This window comes from Pseudomonas sp. R1-1 (assembly GCF_051132135.1).
Lineage (GTDB): Bacteria > Pseudomonadota > Gammaproteobacteria > Pseudomonadales > Pseudomonadaceae > Aquipseudomonas.
Map to the genome: position 1 here is coordinate 5,073,303 of NZ_CP071663.1, position 15,321 is coordinate 5,088,623.

Genomic DNA, 15,321 nt, shown 5'->3' on the forward strand with positions numbered 1-15,321 from the left:
CGACCACGCCCATGACCGCCCCCCGCACACCCAAACCTGCACGCAAGAAGCCTGATCCCGCGACCCCGGCCAAGACCGTTGAGCCGCGTGAAAAGGCCAGCCTGCATCCGCGCAATCGCCATCAGGGTCGTTATGACTTCCCGGCGCTGATCAAGACCACGCCGGAACTGGCGAAGTTTTTGATCACCAACCCGTACGGCAAGGAAAGCATCGACTTCGCCAGCCCCGACGCGGTGCGCGTGTTCAACCGGGCGCTGCTCAAATCGTTTTACGGCATTCAGCATTGGGACATCCCGGCCGACTACCTCTGCCCGCCAGTGCCGGGTCGCGCCGATTACGTGCATTTTCTCGCCGATTTGCTGGCAAGCATGAACGACGGCAAGGTCCCGCGCGGCGCGATCGTCAACGTGCTGGACATCGGCATGGGCGCCAACTGCGTGTACCCGCTGATCGGCAACAGTGAGTACCGCTGGCACTTCCTTGGCTCGGAGATCGACCCGACCGCCGTGGCGGCCGCCCGCGCTATCGTGCAGTCCAACGATCTGGGCAAGGTCATCAAGCTGCGCCAGCAGGAAAACCGCAAACACATCCTCATCGGCTTGCTGGAACCTGGCGAGCGTTTCGACCTGACCATGTGCAACCCGCCGTTCCACGCCTCGATGGACGAAGCGACCAAGGGCAGCGAGCGCAAATGGCGCGCCTTGGGCAAGGCCGATCCGAAACGCAAACTGCCGGTGCTGAACTTCGGCGGCCAGTCGGCGGAGCTGTGGTGTGAGGGCGGTGAAGCGCGCTTTGTGACGCAACTGATTGCCGAAAGCGCCAACTTCCAGCACAAGGTGTTGTGGTTCAGCACGCTGGTCTCAAAGGCATCGAACCTGCCGGCGATCGAAACCGCGCTGAAGAAGGCTGGTGTTCTGGAAAGCCAGGTGGTGGAGATGTCCCAGGGGCAGAAGCAGAGCCGCTTCGTGGCCTGGACGTTCCAGACCAAGTCCGAGCAGCAGATCTGGCGGCGTGAGCGCTGGGTTCGCTGATACACCGCAAATCCCCTGTAGGCCTTCGCCTGCTCGCGATAGCGGTGTAACAGTGGACATTCAAATTGACTGACCCACCGCTATCGCGAGCAGGCTCACTCCTACAAAGGTTCAGGGTGCAGCATCAAATCACAGACACAAAAAAACCGTGCCCGGATCGCTCCGGAGCACGGTTTCTTTATCGCTGCGTCTTACTTGTTCACAGCGTCGGTCAGGCCTTTGGCCACAACCAGCTTGATCACTTTCTTGGCAGGGATTTCGATGGCAGCGCCAGTCGATGGGTTACGGCCGGTGCGGGCAGGACGCTCGGTCACTTTCAGCTTGCCGATACCTGGCAAGGTGATTTCGCCGCCATTTTCCAGCTGATCGGCAACGATTTGGCCCAGTTGGTCCAGAGCGTTACGCGCGGTGGTTTTCGGCGCGTCGATAGCTTCAGCAATGTCGGCGATCAGTTGGTCTTTAGTAAGAGCCATGTAGTGTTCCTTCCCTATCAAATTCATATGGATTGCAGAGTGCAGTGTCAGCCATCGAGCCCGATCTTCTGGATCTGGCACCCTCGGCGATAACCACGACGAGTCGGGTTATAGATGCCGAAATCAGGGTTTGGTTCGACCTGACAAATGCTGAATGCACGCTTAACGCAGTGACTTCGCGTAAGACCGGGCAAAACTAGCACAGCGACAAGGAAATATCCGCCTCTAGCTACCCATTTGGTCAGCTTTATTGCTCTAAACCGGTAAAAAACCGCATAAGGCCGGGCATACCCCTTGGTTTTGCCCTGCAACCCGCGCCAAAACCAGTGGTTGCGGTACACTGGGCGCTTTTTCGGGGGAGCCTGCCCTCCTCCCTTCCAACAGCCGAGAAGCCCATGCCGATCCGTCATTGCATCGTCCACCTGATCGACAAGAAACCCGACGGCACGCCCGCAGTTCTGCACGCCCGTGACACCGAACTGGCCGAGTCCGCAGCCATCGAAAACATGCTCGCCGACCTCAATGAGAGCTATAACGCCAAACAGGGCAAGGCCTGGGGTCTGTTCCATCCGGAGTCCGGCGCGTTCCCGTTCAGCGGCTGGCTGAAGGAGTACATGGACGGCGGCAAGGATTTCACCGCATTCAGCAAAGTGGCGGTCGAGCATCTGCAAAAACTGATGGAAGAATCCAACCTGTCGGTCGGCGGCCACGTGCTGTTCGCCCACTACCAGCAGGGCATGACCGACTACCTGGCGATCGCCCTGCTGCACCACAGCGAAGGCGTGGCGGTGACCGACGAGCTCGACGTGACCCCGTCGCGTCACCTCGACCTCGGCCAGTTGCACTTGGCGGCGCGGATCAACGTCTCCGAGTGGCAGAACAACAAGCAGTCCAAGCAGTACATCTCGTTCATCAAGGGCAAGAACGGCAAGAAGGTCTCGGAATACTTCCGCGACTTCATTGGCTGCCAGGAAGGCGTCGACGGACCGGGCGAGACCCGCACACTGCTCAAGGCCTTCAGTGACTTCGTCGAGAGCGAAGACCTGCCGGAAGACTCCGCCCGCGAGAAGACCAAGACCCTGGTTGACTACGCCAGCAGCCAGGCCAAGCTCGGCGAACCGATGGGTCTGGAAGAGCTCTCGGAGTTGATCGACGAAGAACGCCCGAAAGCCTTCTACGATCACATCCGTAACAAGGACTACGGCCTGTCGCCGGAGATTCCGGCGGACAAGCGCACCCTCAATCAATTCCGTCGCTTCACCGGCCGCGCCGAAGGTCTGTCGATCAGCTTCGAAGCGCATCTGCTGGGCTCGAAGATCGAGTATGACGAAGAGAACGGCACATTGATCATCAAAGGCCTGCCGACTTCGCTGACCGATCAACTCAAGCGGCGCAATTGATGCTCGGCAATGTGCTGAAGAAGTTTGTCCTGGTTCTGCTGGTCGTTGTGGCCTATCAGAACTGGGGCAAGATCGAGCGAGTTTTCAATCCGTCGCAAATGGTTTCCGAGCAGACGCGTGCGCAGGCCAATGTCGTGCTCTATGCCACTGACTGGTGCGGCTACTGCAAGCAGACCAAGCGTTTTCTCGACAGCAAGGGCATCCCGTTCAAGGAGTTCGATATCGAGAAGGATGCCGAGGCGCGCAAGGCGTACGAGGCATTGGATGGACGCGGGATTCCGCTGATCGATGTGAACGGTACGCTGATCCGCGGGTTTGACCCGGACGAAATCCTCGCCGCCCTGAAATAACCTGTAGGAGTGAGCCTGCTCGCGATAGCGGTGTGTCAGTCGGCGGATTCATCAACTGACACACCGCTATCGCGAGCAGGCTCACTCCTACAGGGTTTTGCATCGGACTTGAGAGATCAGCGTGCTTCGATGCGGAATCCGAAGCGTGGGAAGTGCACGTGCACCACGCCGCCGCGCTCGTCTTCGCGGCGGATAATCAATTCCTCGCGACCGGCAAACAGTAACTCACCCACCACTGGGTCGACGCCATAGTCGATTGCCGCGATCGCCACTTGCTGCCCGGCCGTAAAGCCATTCGGATCAACGAACTGCTCATCCGGCAATGCCGCAGGCGTCGCGTTGCGCGCCACTTCCAGCGCCTCGGCGGAGGACATCTCGCTCGCCGCACCATGACCAAAGCCCAGCACACGCCCCAGCCACGCTATGACAGCCGGATACTCATCGACCAACGGTGCGGTCACATGTGTCGCTTTGAGGAACCACAGCGGATGGGCCAGGGCAAAGTCGGCAATCGATGGCTCACCGAACAGGAAGTCGCCCTGCTCGCGCTGCAACTGCTGCTCCAGGCGCGCCATGATCGTCGGCCATTGATGCTTGGCCTGCTCGGCACTCAGGCGCGTTGCGCTGCCTCCGCTGAACAAACCGGCGCGGTCGGCGATAAACGCCTTGATCGCTTCCGGCGGCAACTTGCCGAAGCGCACCGCTACCGATTCCGGCTGGAACACCAGACTCACGGCATGCTGGAACACCACCGAATCAGCCCATGTGGCAAAACTGGCACTGACCATTTCCTGGCCTTGCGGGAAGAACGCTGGCAGGGCTTTCTCTTGTTCCAGGCGACGGGCGATCAGCGCGGTGTCGCAATAGATGTCCGCGCCAATCTGCAACACCGGGGTCTTGCGGTAGCCACCGGTCAGCGCCGTCAGATCCGGTTTCGGCATTACCGGCGAGATATGCACCGAGCGCCACGACAAACCTTTGAAGCCCAGCAGCAAACGGGCCTTCTCCGCAAATGGGGAAGTCGGGTAATGATGGAGAATCAACTCGGACATGCTCGGCTCCGCCGCTCAGATAATGAGCCCGCAGCTTAGCGCGCATTCGATTAGCAGCCTACAGATCCGCCTGATGGGAACCTATCAGTCAGATTGATAAGACGCGACCAGACATTCCTTGGCGCTTTTGCGCAGCTTTTTGATTAACCGCTCTTGCCGCAGCGCATCGCTTTTGTCGCGACACCGTTCGGTATAGACCAGTGCCATCGCCGGGCTGGAAAGAAAGAACCGCGCGCCCTTGCCACTTTGGTGCTTGGCAAAGCGGCGCACGGGATCGTCACTGATCCCGCAATACAACGAGCCATTGGCGGCGCGAACGAGATAGACGAACCAGGATTTGCTCACCGGTTCGGCAACATCGACAGAATTTTCGCTAAGGCTGGTCACTTCGGGATCGGGACGTGTAGGAAATCAGGCGGCGATCTTATCAGCGCCCGGCCTGGAATGCCTTCAGTCCCTTGCGCGCCTGCGCGTGGACGGCGTTGCGCACCAGCGGCGTCCAGCCCAGCAGCAGGCCTTTTAAGCCCAACGCCTGACGCGACCAGCGCCACAGATCGAAGTGATCGTGGTGTTCGCAGATCTTGCCGTCGCGGAAGACAAAACGCGCCTGGATATCGTTGATCACGATATTGCCAGTCTGGCTGAACAGGTAGGTCGCGACCCAGTGCGCGCCACCGGTGCGCTCGTCGGCGCGGACATTGTCGAAGGTCAGCGAGAAATCCTTGGCGCGGGTGGTGAGCATGCGCCACATGTCGCCGGCGTCGCGACCGCGCAATTCGCCGAAAGCCGGATCGCTAAAGACCACGTCGTCGGTGTAACAGGCGGCCATGGCTTCGGCGTCGAGGCGCTGGAAGGCTTCGTAGAAGCGGGTGATCAGGGCGCTGTGGGCTTCGCTCAAGGCAGTCTCCAAAGAAAGAGGTACAGATTGCCAGCACGATAATCTGCCGAGCGCATAAACACTATCGGCATTCGCACACCGAATACCGACAAACACAAAACCCTGTAGGAGTGAGCCTGCTCGCGATAGCCTGGCAGTCAACATCGCACTGACTAATCCACCGCCATCGCGAGCAGGCTCACTCCTACAGTTTGAATCGCGTCAGATCTTCTCGCTTTGCACTTGGACGTAGAGCGCCCGCCCGGCGCCGAGGCCGGCAATGATCGCTCCGGTACCAATGATGCCGAAAATCCAGCCCACGGCATTCCAGCCGCCGGTCCAGTCATGCACCACGCCGACGGCGAACGGCCCCATCGATGCCAACGTATAACCGAAGCCCTGAGACATGCTCGACAGGTTCGCCGCGACATGTGAATCACGCGAGCGCAGCACGATCAGCGTCAACGCCAGACTGAACGTACCGCCCTGCCCCAGCCCCAGCAAAATCGCCCAACCCCACAGGCCTTCGATCGGCGCATAAAGGCAGCCGAACAACCCGCCCAGAGTCAGCGCCATGACCACGACGATGGCCAGACGCTGATCCTTGCCGCGCGTCGCCAGCCATGGCGCGGCCAGCGAGCTGGCCAGTTGAATGATCACCGAACCGGACAGCACCAGACCGGCCTGGGTCGGCGTCAGCCCGCGACCGATGAGGATTGAAGGCAACCAGCCGAACACGATGTAGGCCAGCGACGACTGCAGGCCCATGTACAAGGTTACTTGCCAGGCCAGCGGATCTCGCAGCAGACCGCGCACCCGATAAGCGACGTTGTGCGCGCCGTGTTTCGAGCCGACTTGCGGCAACCAGAACACCGCGGCCAGCAGCGCCGGAATCACCCAGAAGCCCAGCCCCATGGCCCAGCTGTTGCCGAAGTGCTCACTCAACGGCACGGTCGAACCTGCCGCCATCGCCGCGCCCAGACACAGGGCCATGGTGTAGACGCCGGTCATGGTCCCGGCATGTTTGGCAAAGTCGCGCTTGACGATGCCGGGCAACAAGACGCCGACGATGCCGATGCTGGCGCCGCCGAGGACGCTGCCGGCGAACAGGCCGATCTCACCAAAATTGCTGCGCAGGATAATCCCGCCAGCCAGCGTCAGCAGAATCCCCAGCACGACCCGCTCGGCACCGAAGCGCCGCGCCAGAATCGGCGCCAGCGGGGCGAACAAGCCCAGGCACAGCACTGGCAACGTGGTTAGCAAACCCGCCTGCGCCGCCGACAATCCAAGACTTCTGGAGACCTCACTGAGCAGCGGCGCCATGCTCGACAATGCCGGACGCAAGTTCAGCGCTACCAGAATCAACCCGAGCAGCAACAGCCATGGTCGCTTCACCAGTGGATGGCTTTGCTGCACTTGCTCGTCATCCGCCTCGGCATCAATCAGTAGCTCTTCGAGTTCGGTGGTGCGATTCGGCGCTGTGGATAACTCACTGCGGGACATGGTTTTCTCGGTTTCAAGGTTCATTGATCAACTGCCTCGACAAGGCTTTGGCCCGCTCCGGGTCGCGCTGTTCGACCGCATCGAGCAGGGCGATGTGCAGGTCGAACACTTCCTGACGGCGCGGGACGATGTTCAGGGTCTGGCGTAATTGCGCGCCGACGATGCTGGAGAAGTAGCGATACAGCTCACTGAGGGTCGGATTGTGCGCGGCGTCGACCAGACGGCGATGGAACACCAGGTCGCAAGCGATGTAAGTGTCGAGGTCGCCGTGGTAGTGGCTGCCGCTGGTGCCGAGCGCTTCGCGCAGTGCCGCCAGATCCTCGTCGGTACGGCGCAACGCCGCCAGGCCGATGGCCTCGACTTCGAGGATGTGCCGAGTTTCCCGCGCCTGGTCCAGTGAACACCGCGACAACGCCTTCAGCGTGTCCAGCGGATCGACCACTGCGCGCAGATAACTGCCGTCGCCCTGACGGATCTCGATCAGCCCGGAAAACGCCAGCACGCGCATGGCTTCGCGCACGGTGTTGCGGCTGATGCCCAGCTCGGCGCACAGCTCCGGCTCGGTCGGCAGCCGCTCGCCGACCTGCCAGACACCGCTGTTGATGCGCTGGCGCAACTGGTCCAGCGCCTGATCGACCAGCGATCGTTTGATGAGTGGAGAAATGTCTGACATAGGTCTCGTCCTTTCATCCAATCATAGGATGAATTTTCCAACATGTTAGTCAGACCCATGTAGGACGGCAACCACCTAGGGTCAATCGAGACACATGGAGCGGCATTTTCGATTGGTCAAAATTACCCTTTAAGGGTAATTTCAGGGACAGGGTTTTTGGCTTCTTATGGAAAAGAACACACCCCATTACGACTTGGCGGTGATCAAGTCTGAAGTGCGGCGACTGGGTCAAAATGCTTTCACCAAAACTTCAGTAAGGTCTGCTGAGAAGCTCGGCTTCAATCTCAGCGAAATGCAGGAGATTGTTTTCGAGCTACAAACCAGGATGTTGTACAAATCGATGACTACCCATGAGGATCATCGAATCTGGCAAGACGTGTATCACATCAATTCACGAGATCAGGAGATTTACATCAAGGTGACATACCGCCCCGGCGGCAGCCCACCGGTAATCTCCTTCAAGGAGAAGAACCCATGACAACCCAGCAATGTGTGAGCTGCGGTGCACGTGAGGGAATGAGGCATTTTCAGGGGCGCGGCGAAACCCTGAGAGTCAAGGGCATGGAGCGTCGTGTCGATGATCTTTCTGGCTGGGAATGCCAGAAGTGCGGCGAGATCGAATGGGACCCCGACACCGATAGTGCGCAACGGTATTGCGACGCGGGTGATGAACTGGTCATCGCCTCCAGGCAAATGATTGGTAACGAGATGAAGCGGATCCGTCGCAAATTGCACCTGACGCAAAAAGAGACGGTGCAACTGCTGTCTGGGGGTGGGCATAACGCATTTTCTCGCTATGAGCGCGGCGATGTACTGCCGCCCAAGGCGCTCATTTTGTTGATGCGTTTATTGGATCGCTACCCGTACTTGCTAACCGATGTGAAGACTCTCGGCGAAGGTGCAGATTTGAGAGGTTTCGAGCACATCGTTCACAAAGAACATGAATCCCTTTCGGTTTCCTGATCCAAAAAACAACCCGGCACATGGCCGGGTTGGTTTCACTCATCAACCATCAATGCAGAATCTGACTCAGGAACAACTTCGTGCGGTCATTCTGCGGATTGTCGAAGAAGTCGTTCGGCGCGGCCTGTTCAACAATCTCGCCCTTGTCCATGAAGATCACGCGGTTCGCCACGGTGCGGGCAAAGCCCATTTCGTGGGTTACGCAGAGCATGGTCATTCCGTCTTCCGCCAAGCCGATCATGGTGTCGAGGACTTCCTTGACCATTTCCGGATCGAGCGCCGAAGTCGGCTCGTCGAACAGCATGATTTTCGGCTTCATGCACAGCGCACGGGCAATCGCCACACGTTGTTGTTGACCGCCGGACAACTGCCCCGGGTATTTATGCGCCTGCTCCGGAATGCGTACGCGTTCCAGGTAGTGCATGGCGATTTCCTCGGCCTTGCGCTTGGGCATCTTGCGTACCCACATCGGCGCCAGGGTGCAGTTCTGCAGAATGGTCAGGTGCGGGAACAGGTTGAAGTGCTGGAACACCATGCCGACTTCGCGGCGGATCGCTTCGATCTGCTTGAGGTCGTTGGTCAGTTCCACGCCATCGACAACGATGCGGCCCTGCTGGTGTTCTTCGAGGCGATTGAGGCAACGAATCGTCGTCGATTTGCCCGAGCCCGATGGCCCGCACAGAACGATACGCTCGCCCTGTTTGACATTGAGGTTGATGTCTTTCAGTACGTGGAACTGGCCGTACCACTTGTTGACGCCCTGCATCTGGATGATGCCTTCAGGGCCCACAGGCTTTTTGATTGCTTCGCTCATTTACAGAGAACTCCTAACGCTTGTGGCCAGTGTCGAGCTTGCGTTCCAGATGCATGGAATAGCGCGACATACCAAAACAGAAAATCCAGAACACCAGGGCGGCGAACACGTAGCCTTCGGTGGCCATGCCCAGCCATTTCGGATCGGCAGCGGCTTGCTTGACGCTGTTGAGCAGGTCGAAGAGGCCGATGATGATCACCAGGCTAGTGTCCTTGAACAGCGCAATGAACGTGTTGACGATGCCGGGAATCACCAGCTTCAGGGCTTGCGGCAGAATCACCAGGCCCATCGAGCGCCAGTAACCGAGGCCCATCGCTGCTGCAGCTTCGTATTGGCCTTTGGGGATCGCTTGCAGGCCGCCGCGCACCACTTCGGCAACATACGCGGACTGGAACAGGATCACCCCGATCAGTGCACGCAGCAGCTTGTCGAAGTTCATGCCTTCGGGCAGGAACAGCGGCAGCATCACTGAGGACATGAACAGCACAGTGATCAACGGCACGCCGCGCCAGAATTCGATGAAGGTCACACAGACCACGCGAATTGCCGGCATGTTCGAGCGCCGGCCCAGCGCCAGTACGATGCCCAGCGGCAACGCTCCGGCAATACCAACAGTAGCGATCACTAGGGTCAGCATCAGGCCACCCCACTGGCTGGTCGGCACGGTGGTCATGCCAAAACCGCCATGCAGCAAGGTAAAGGCAATGATTGGGTACAACACCAGGAAGCACAGCCCGTAGACCGCTTTACGCGGCACCCGCGAGATGAACAGCGGTGCTGCGCCGATGACCGCCAGCCACACGGTCAGGTCGACGCGCCAGCGCAGTTCGGTCGGGTAATAGCCATACATGAACTGGCCGAAACGCTGCTGAATGAACACCCAGCAGGCGCCTTCCTTGGTGCAGTCGGCGCGCGTGGTGCCGACCCAGTTGGCATCCACAATCGCCCAGCTGAGGATCGGCGGCACAACCAGATAAATCAGATAGAACGCAAACAGGGTCAGCAGGGTATTGAGCCAGCTGGAGAACATGTTCGCGCGCATCCATGCGACCACGCCAATGCTGCTGTTCGGTGGTGGCATGTCGGGTTTGAAAGTATGAGTACTCATGCGCTTTTCCTTACCGCTCGATCAGCGCAATGCGCTTGTTGTACCAGTTCATCAGCAGGGAAATGCTGATACTGATCGCCAGGTAGACGCTCATGGTGATGGCAATCACTTCGATCGCCTGACCGGTTTGGTTGAGCACGGTGCCGGCGAACAGCGAAACCATTTCCGGGTAACCGATACCGGCCGCCAGCGAAGAGTTCTTCGCCAGGTTCAGGTATTGGCTGGTCAGCGGCGGGATGATCACGCGCAGGGCTTGCGGAATGATCACCTTGCGCAGGGTCGGGCCGTTGCGCAGGCCGAGCGAACGCGCCGCTTCGGTCTGACCGTGGCTGACCGACTTGATCCCGGAACGCACGATTTCGGCGATAAACGCTGCGGTATAGACAGTCAGGGCCAGGGTCAACGCCAGCAGTTCCGGGATCAACACCCAGCCACCGACAAAGTTGAAGCCCTTGAGCTCAGGCATTTCCCAATGCAGCGGAGCGCCGAAAATCAGTGCACACAAGGTCGGGATCACCAGCAGGATCGCCAGGCCAGCCCAGAACTTGTGGAACGGCACACCGGTGTCTTCGAAGCGCTTGTTGGCCCAGCGAGTCATCAGCACGATGCCGACGACCGCCACCACGATGCTGATCACGAAGGCCCAAAAGCCATCGGCAGCCAGTGCGGCCGGCATGTTCAGGCCACGGCTGCTGACGAAGAAGGTGTCGCCGAAGTTGTGGCTGTTGCGCGGCCCCGGCATGGTCAGGAACACCGCGAAGTACCAGAACAGGATTTGCAGCAGCGGCGGAATGTTGCGAAACACTTCCACATACACCGTCGCCAGTTTGGCAATGATCCAGTTTTGCGACAGCCGCGCCACACCGATGATGAAACCGAGGATGGTTGCCAGAACCACACCGATCACGGTCACCAGCAAGGTGTTGAGAAGACCGATGACAAAGACCCGGGCATAGCTGTCCGCTTCGGTGTAGTCGATCAGGTGTTGAGCGATGCCGAAACCGGCACTGCGCTCCAGAAAGCTGAAGCCGGAGGTGATGCCCCGGTGCTGAAGGTTGGTTTGCGTATTGTCGAACAGGTACCAGCCAAGCGAGACCACCGCCACAACGGTGATGATCTGGAATAGCCACGCACGCACTCGTGGATCGCTGAGGCTGAGCCTCTGCTTTGGTGCGCCGATTGAATTTTGCATGAAGTGCCCCGGAAGAAATGGAACAAGAACATCACCCGGCGGTTGGCCCGCCGGGCGATAGAACCATTAGCGCACTGGTGGTGCGTACTGAATGCCGCCGTTGTTCCACAGGGCGTTCAAGCCGCGGTCGATTTCCAGCGGAGTGCTCTTGCCGAGGTTTTTCTCGAAGATTTCGCCGTAGTTGCCGACTTGTTTGACGATCTGTACTACCCAGTCCTTCGGCAGTTTCAGGTCTTTGCCGTATTCGCCGTCAGCGCCGAGCATACGGGCCACGTCCGGGTTCTTGGTCGATTTGGCTTCTGCTTCGACGTTCTTCGAAGTGATGCCGGCCTCTTCAGCGTTGAGCAGCGCGTAGCCGACCCAACGGACGATGGCCAGCCACTCGTCGTCGCCGTTACGTACGACCGGGCCCAGTGGTTCTTTGGAAATGGTTTCCGGCAGAACCACGTAGTCCTTCGGCGAGGCCAGCTTGCTGCGCTGGGCGAACAGCTGCGACTTGTCGGAGGTCAGCACGTCGCAACGACCGGATTCCAGCGACTTGGCGCTTTCATCGGAGGTGTCGAAAGTGATCGGAGTGTATTTCAGACCGTTGCCGCGGAAGTAGTCGGAAACGTTCAGCTCGGTGGTGGTACCGGCCTGGATGCAGATCGTCGCGCCGTCCAGCTCTTTGGCGCTTTTCACGCCCAGCTTGTTGTTCACCAGAAAGCCGATGCCGTCATAGTAGGTAATGAAGCCCGGGAATTTCAGGCCCATGCCCGCGTCACGCGAACTGGTCATGGTGGTGTTGCGCGAGAGGATGTCGATCTCGCCCGATTGCAGCGCGGTAAAGCGCTCCTTGGCGTTCAACTGACTGAACTTGACCTTGCTCGCGTCGCCGAAAACGGCGGCGGCCACAGCGCGGCAGACGTCAGCGTCGATGCCGAGGATCTTGCCGGTTGCGTCCGGTACCGAGAAGCCTGGCAGACCGTCGCTCACGCCACACTGCACGAAACCTTTCTTTTGTACCGCATCCAGGGTTGCACCCGCCTGAGCGAACCCGCTGACGCCGAGTACTGCTGCAGCAGTCACGACCGCCAGGGTGGATTTCAACATCTTCATTCAAACCTCCAGTTTTGCTCTTGTTGTGTCGGAGCTTGAGTCCAGTCGCACCCTTTTGAGGCGTTGTTGACCCGTGTTGGCTTTTTTTGGGGTCAACCGACGTAAGACCTTCGCTATGAGTCTAGTAGGAGAAAATCCACATCATGGATCACTCACTTCTCACCAATCGGCCGAACGGGCTGTAGCCCTTTCACGTTCGCTAAGCCCGTAGCGGCCATTGGCGAACATCCATCACCGGATTCGTTGCTGTCCCATCGCGCGACGCAGACTGATAATGTTACCGCCACGCGTCGGACGCTTCGTACGGAAACCTCCATAGCAAACGCCGTACCACACCGCTTGCCAAAGTGATTGCGCGACACGTCAATAGCAAAACTTGTAACCTTGCGACATCTTCTTAACGGATCAACCGGGCGCGCACTTCGATCACGCACTCAATGAGAGCGCCCGCACATTTTTGGAGCAGACATGACCGAGCCCTTGATTCTTCAGCCTGTTAAGCCCGCAGACGCCTGCGTGATCTGGCTGCACGGCCTCGGCGCCGACCGCTACGACTTCCTGCCGGTGGCCGAGGCGCTGCAGGAAAGTCTGCTGAACACACGCTTTGTGCTGCCACAGGCGCCGACCCGTCCTGTGACGATAAATGGCGGATATGCCATGCCCAGCTGGTACGACATCAAGGCCATGAGCCCGGCACGGGCAATCGATCTCGACGAGCTGGAAGCCTCGGCGGATCGCATCATTGAACTGATCGAAACCGAGCGCGCCAGCGGAATAGACGCCTCGCGGATTTTTCTCGCCGGTTTTTCCCAAGGCGGCGCCGTGGTGCTGCACACCGCTTTTGTGAAATGGCAGGGGCCATTGGGTGGGGTTCTGGCGCTGTCGACCTACGCGCCGACGTTCAGCGATGAACTGGAGTTATCCGCCAGCCAACAACGGATTCCGGCGCTGTGCCTGCACGGCCAGTACGATGGCGTAGTGCAGAACTCGATGGGCCGCAGCGCTTATGAGCATCTGAAGAAGCATGGTGTCACCGTGACATGGCAGGAATACCCAATGGAGCACGAAGTGTTACCTGAAGAGATTCGCGACATTGGCGTCTGGCTGAGCGAACGCCTGCGCTGATTTGCGGCCGATCCCTGCCCTTTGATCCCTCCTACTACGCCGCGCCCGTTTCTTGCATTACACTGGCCGGCGTACATTCCTTAACCAATTGATGAGATGACCGTGCTCAAAGCACTCAAGAAGATGTTCGGTAAAAGCGAGGCTGAGCAGCTCGCGCCAGTTCCCAGTGCGCCGTCGCACGCCGCCGGTCATCGCAACGATGCCCCGCAGGCCGACCGCCCTACTTCTGTAGCGGCACCGAAGCCAGAACCGAAACAACCGCCGCAACCCGCCACGGCCGCACCAATCGCCGCCGAGCCCGCACGCAGCGAAGCGCCGAAACCGGCCAGACCGCGTCGCGAACCGAAGCCCAAGGCCCCGGTGATTCCATGGAAACTAGAAGACTTCGTCGTCGAGCCCCAGGAAGGCAAAACCCGCTTCCACGATTTCAAGCTGTCGCCGGAACTGATGCACGCCATTCAGGATCTGGGCTTTCCATACTGCACGCCGATCCAGGCGCAGGTGCTCGGTTACACCCTCGCCGGCAAAGACGCCATCGGCCGCGCGCAGACCGGCACCGGCAAGACCGCCGCGTTCCTGATCTCGATCATTACCCAGCTGTTGCAGACGCCACCGCCGAAAGAGCGCTACATGGGCGAACCCCGTGCGCTGATCATCGCGCCAACCCGTGAGCTGGTGGTACAGATCGCCAAGGACGCCGCTGACCTGACCAAATACACCGGCCTCAACGTGATGACATTCGTTGGCGGCATGGATTTCGACAAGCAGCTCAAGCACCTCGAAGCGCGGCACTGCGACATTCTCGTGGCAACCCCGGGCCGCCTGCTCGATTTCAACCAGCGTGGCGACGTGCACCTGGACATGGTCGAAGTGATGGTGCTGGACGAAGCCGACCGCATGCTCGACATGGGCTTCATCCCGCAGGTGCGGCAGATCATTCGCCAGACCCCACCGAAGTCCGAGCGCCAGACCCTGCTGTTCTCCGCGACCTTCACCGAAGACGTGATGAACCTCGCCAAGCAATGGACCACCGATCCGGCGATTGTCGAAATCGAAGTCACCAACGTTGCCAACGAAAACGTCGAGCAGCACATCTACGCGGTGGCCGGGGCTGACAAATACAAACTGCTCTTCAACCTGGTCAATGATAACGGCTGGGAGCGGGTCATCGTGTTTGCCAACCGCAAGGACGAAGTTCGCCGTATCGAAGAGCGTCTGGTGCGCGACGGCATCAACGCTGCGCAACTGTCGGGCGACGTGCCACAGCACAAGCGCATCAAGACCCTGGAAGGTTTCCGCGAAGGCAAGATTCGCGTGCTGGTTGCTACCGATGTGGCCGGTCGCGGCATTCACATCGACGGCATCAGCCACGTGATCAACTTCACCCTGCCGGAAGTCCCGGACGATTACGTGCACCGCATCGGCCGTACCGGTCGCGCCGGGGCCGATGGTGTGTCGATCAGCTTCGCCGGCGAGGACGACTCCTACCAGTTGCCGTCCATCGAAGAAAAGCTCGGCCGCAAGATCAGCTGTGAAACGCCACCGACGCATCTGCTGCGTCCGGTTGAGCGCAAGCGTCCGCAGTAAGCGACGCTCGACAAAAAAGCGCAGCCGGCAACGGACTGCGCTTTTTTTTCGCCCGCGTATTGCTCGAAATAACTA

17 protein-coding genes are annotated in these 15,321 nt (G+C 59.3%); 7 read left to right on the top strand and 10 right to left on the bottom strand.

Features of this window, described 5'->3' with window-relative positions; translation table 11 throughout:
* Positions 1-11: 11 nt before the first annotated feature.
* Complete coding sequence (rlmF, locus tag J3P75_RS22775) at positions 12-1,031, top strand: 23S rRNA (adenine(1618)-N(6))-methyltransferase RlmF (protein ID WP_434708268.1); 1,020 nt, start codon at positions 12-14, stop codon at positions 1,029-1,031.
* 191 nt (positions 1,032-1,222) lie between these two features.
* Here the strand turns inward: rlmF and J3P75_RS22780 are convergent, their stop codons facing one another.
* Positions 1,223-1,504 carry an HU family DNA-binding protein gene (locus J3P75_RS22780; protein WP_003221909.1) on the bottom strand — a complete coding sequence of 94 codons (282 nt, stop codon included), beginning with the start codon at positions 1,502-1,504 and terminating at the stop codon, positions 1,223-1,225.
* 395 nt (positions 1,505-1,899) lie between these two features.
* On the opposite strand from J3P75_RS22780, the gene yejK reads away from it, so the two are divergent.
* Positions 1,900-2,904, top strand: a complete 1,005-nt coding sequence (gene yejK / locus J3P75_RS22785; RefSeq protein ID WP_093104504.1) for a nucleoid-associated protein YejK — start codon at positions 1,900-1,902, stop codon at positions 2,902-2,904.
* Entirely contained in the window at positions 2,904-3,254 is a 351-nt protein-coding gene (locus tag J3P75_RS22790; protein ID WP_434708269.1) for a glutaredoxin family protein, read from the top strand. The genes yejK and J3P75_RS22790 overlap by 1 nt, the downstream gene beginning before the upstream one ends.
* 116 nt (positions 3,255-3,370) lie before the next feature.
* On the opposite strand, the gene J3P75_RS22795 is transcribed toward J3P75_RS22790, so the two are convergent.
* The 5 genes from J3P75_RS22795 to J3P75_RS22815 all read right to left on the bottom strand — a co-directional run bounded on the left by J3P75_RS22795 (position 3,371) and on the right by J3P75_RS22815 (position 7,359).
* Positions 3,371-4,306, bottom strand: a complete 936-nt coding sequence (locus J3P75_RS22795) for a glutathione S-transferase family protein (RefSeq protein WP_434708270.1) — start codon at positions 4,304-4,306, stop codon at positions 3,371-3,373.
* A gap of 84 nt (positions 4,307-4,390) precedes the next feature.
* Positions 4,391-4,693 carry a GIY-YIG nuclease family protein gene (locus J3P75_RS22800; protein ID WP_083366939.1) on the bottom strand — a complete coding sequence of 101 codons (303 nt, stop codon included), beginning with the start codon at positions 4,691-4,693 and terminating at the stop codon, positions 4,391-4,393.
* A gap of 40 nt (positions 4,694-4,733) precedes the next feature.
* The gene (locus J3P75_RS22805) at positions 4,734-5,204 is read right to left on the bottom strand and encodes a nuclear transport factor 2 family protein (protein WP_434708271.1); all 471 of its coding nucleotides are present in this window, start codon (positions 5,202-5,204) and stop codon (positions 4,734-4,736) included.
* Positions 5,205-5,405: 201 nt separating this feature from the next.
* Entirely contained in the window at positions 5,406-6,710 is a 1,305-nt protein-coding gene (locus J3P75_RS22810) for a CynX/NimT family MFS transporter (protein WP_434592073.1), read from the bottom strand.
* Positions 6,700-7,359, bottom strand: coding sequence for a FadR/GntR family transcriptional regulator (locus tag J3P75_RS22815; RefSeq protein ID WP_434708272.1), 660 nt, complete (start codon positions 7,357-7,359; stop codon positions 6,700-6,702). Before J3P75_RS22815 ends, J3P75_RS22810 begins: the two co-directional genes overlap by 11 nt.
* Before the next feature lie 166 nt (positions 7,360-7,525).
* Between J3P75_RS22815 and J3P75_RS22820 the strand changes: the two genes are divergently transcribed.
* Positions 7,526-7,837 (top strand): type II toxin-antitoxin system MqsR family toxin, encoded by a 312-nt coding sequence (locus J3P75_RS22820; RefSeq protein ID WP_434708273.1) that lies wholly within the window; start codon positions 7,526-7,528, stop codon positions 7,835-7,837.
* Positions 7,834-8,322, top strand: a complete 489-nt coding sequence (locus tag J3P75_RS22825; protein ID WP_394507401.1) for a type II toxin-antitoxin system MqsA family antitoxin — start codon at positions 7,834-7,836, stop codon at positions 8,320-8,322. Before J3P75_RS22820 ends, J3P75_RS22825 begins: the two co-directional genes overlap by 4 nt.
* Before the next feature lie 49 nt (positions 8,323-8,371).
* Here the strand turns inward: J3P75_RS22825 and J3P75_RS22830 are convergent, their stop codons facing one another.
* From J3P75_RS22830 to J3P75_RS22845, 4 genes are all read right to left on the bottom strand, one after another.
* Complete coding sequence (locus J3P75_RS22830) at positions 8,372-9,136, bottom strand: amino acid ABC transporter ATP-binding protein (protein ID WP_016771581.1); 765 nt, start codon at positions 9,134-9,136, stop codon at positions 8,372-8,374.
* Between the two features lie 13 nt (positions 9,137-9,149).
* Entirely contained in the window at positions 9,150-10,244 is a 1,095-nt protein-coding gene (locus J3P75_RS22835) for an amino acid ABC transporter permease (RefSeq protein WP_090281878.1), read from the bottom strand.
* Between the two features lie 10 nt (positions 10,245-10,254).
* Positions 10,255-11,436 carry an amino acid ABC transporter permease gene (locus J3P75_RS22840; RefSeq protein WP_434708274.1) on the bottom strand — a complete coding sequence of 394 codons (1,182 nt, stop codon included), beginning with the start codon at positions 11,434-11,436 and terminating at the stop codon, positions 10,255-10,257.
* A gap of 66 nt (positions 11,437-11,502) precedes the next feature.
* On the bottom strand, positions 11,503-12,534 hold the full coding sequence (locus J3P75_RS22845) for an amino acid ABC transporter substrate-binding protein (protein WP_090281876.1): 1,032 nt from the start codon (positions 12,532-12,534) through the stop codon (positions 11,503-11,505).
* A 468-nt stretch (positions 12,535-13,002) separates the two neighbouring features.
* Here J3P75_RS22845 and J3P75_RS22850 point away from each other — a divergent pair, with 468 nt between their 5' ends.
* The gene (locus J3P75_RS22850; RefSeq protein WP_434708275.1) at positions 13,003-13,659 is read left to right on the top strand and encodes an alpha/beta hydrolase; all 657 of its coding nucleotides are present in this window, start codon (positions 13,003-13,005) and stop codon (positions 13,657-13,659) included.
* 96 nt (positions 13,660-13,755) lie between these two features.
* On the top strand, positions 13,756-15,246 hold the full coding sequence (gene rhlB / locus J3P75_RS22855; RefSeq protein WP_434708276.1) for an ATP-dependent RNA helicase RhlB: 1,491 nt from the start codon (positions 13,756-13,758) through the stop codon (positions 15,244-15,246).
* Positions 15,247-15,321 lie beyond the last annotated feature (75 nt).

Bases quoted from the DNA above. Each gene is read 5' to 3' on its own strand.
- J3P75_RS22830 (WP_016771581.1), bottom strand. From the start codon at position 9,136: ATGAGCGAAGCAATCAAAAAGCCTGTGGGCCCTGAAGGCATCATCCAG.
- J3P75_RS22815 (WP_434708272.1), bottom strand. From the start codon at position 7,359: ATGTCAGACATTTCTCCACTCATCAAACGATCGCTGGTCGATCAGGCG.
- J3P75_RS22780 (WP_003221909.1), bottom strand. From the start codon at position 1,504: ATGGCTCTTACTAAAGACCAACTGATCGCCGACATTGCTGAAGCTATC.
- J3P75_RS22795 (WP_434708270.1), bottom strand. From the start codon at position 4,306: ATGTCCGAGTTGATTCTCCATCATTACCCGACTTCCCCATTTGCGGAG.
- rlmF (WP_434708268.1), top strand. From the start codon at position 12: ATGACCGCCCCCCGCACACCCAAACCTGCACGCAAGAAGCCTGATCCC.
- J3P75_RS22810 (WP_434592073.1), bottom strand. From the start codon at position 6,710: ATGAACCTTGAAACCGAGAAAACCATGTCCCGCAGTGAGTTATCCACA.
- yejK (WP_093104504.1), top strand. From the start codon at position 1,900: ATGCCGATCCGTCATTGCATCGTCCACCTGATCGACAAGAAACCCGAC.
- J3P75_RS22825 (WP_394507401.1), top strand. From the start codon at position 7,834: ATGACAACCCAGCAATGTGTGAGCTGCGGTGCACGTGAGGGAATGAGG.
- J3P75_RS22790 (WP_434708269.1), top strand. From the start codon at position 2,904: ATGCTCGGCAATGTGCTGAAGAAGTTTGTCCTGGTTCTGCTGGTCGTT.
- J3P75_RS22850 (WP_434708275.1), top strand. From the start codon at position 13,003: ATGACCGAGCCCTTGATTCTTCAGCCTGTTAAGCCCGCAGACGCCTGC.
- J3P75_RS22820 (WP_434708273.1), top strand. From the start codon at position 7,526: ATGGAAAAGAACACACCCCATTACGACTTGGCGGTGATCAAGTCTGAA.
- J3P75_RS22840 (WP_434708274.1), bottom strand. From the start codon at position 11,436: ATGCAAAATTCAATCGGCGCACCAAAGCAGAGGCTCAGCCTCAGCGAT.
- J3P75_RS22835 (WP_090281878.1), bottom strand. From the start codon at position 10,244: ATGAGTACTCATACTTTCAAACCCGACATGCCACCACCGAACAGCAGC.
- J3P75_RS22845 (WP_090281876.1), bottom strand. From the start codon at position 12,534: ATGAAGATGTTGAAATCCACCCTGGCGGTCGTGACTGCTGCAGCAGTA.
- rhlB (WP_434708276.1), top strand. From the start codon at position 13,756: ATGACCGTGCTCAAAGCACTCAAGAAGATGTTCGGTAAAAGCGAGGCT.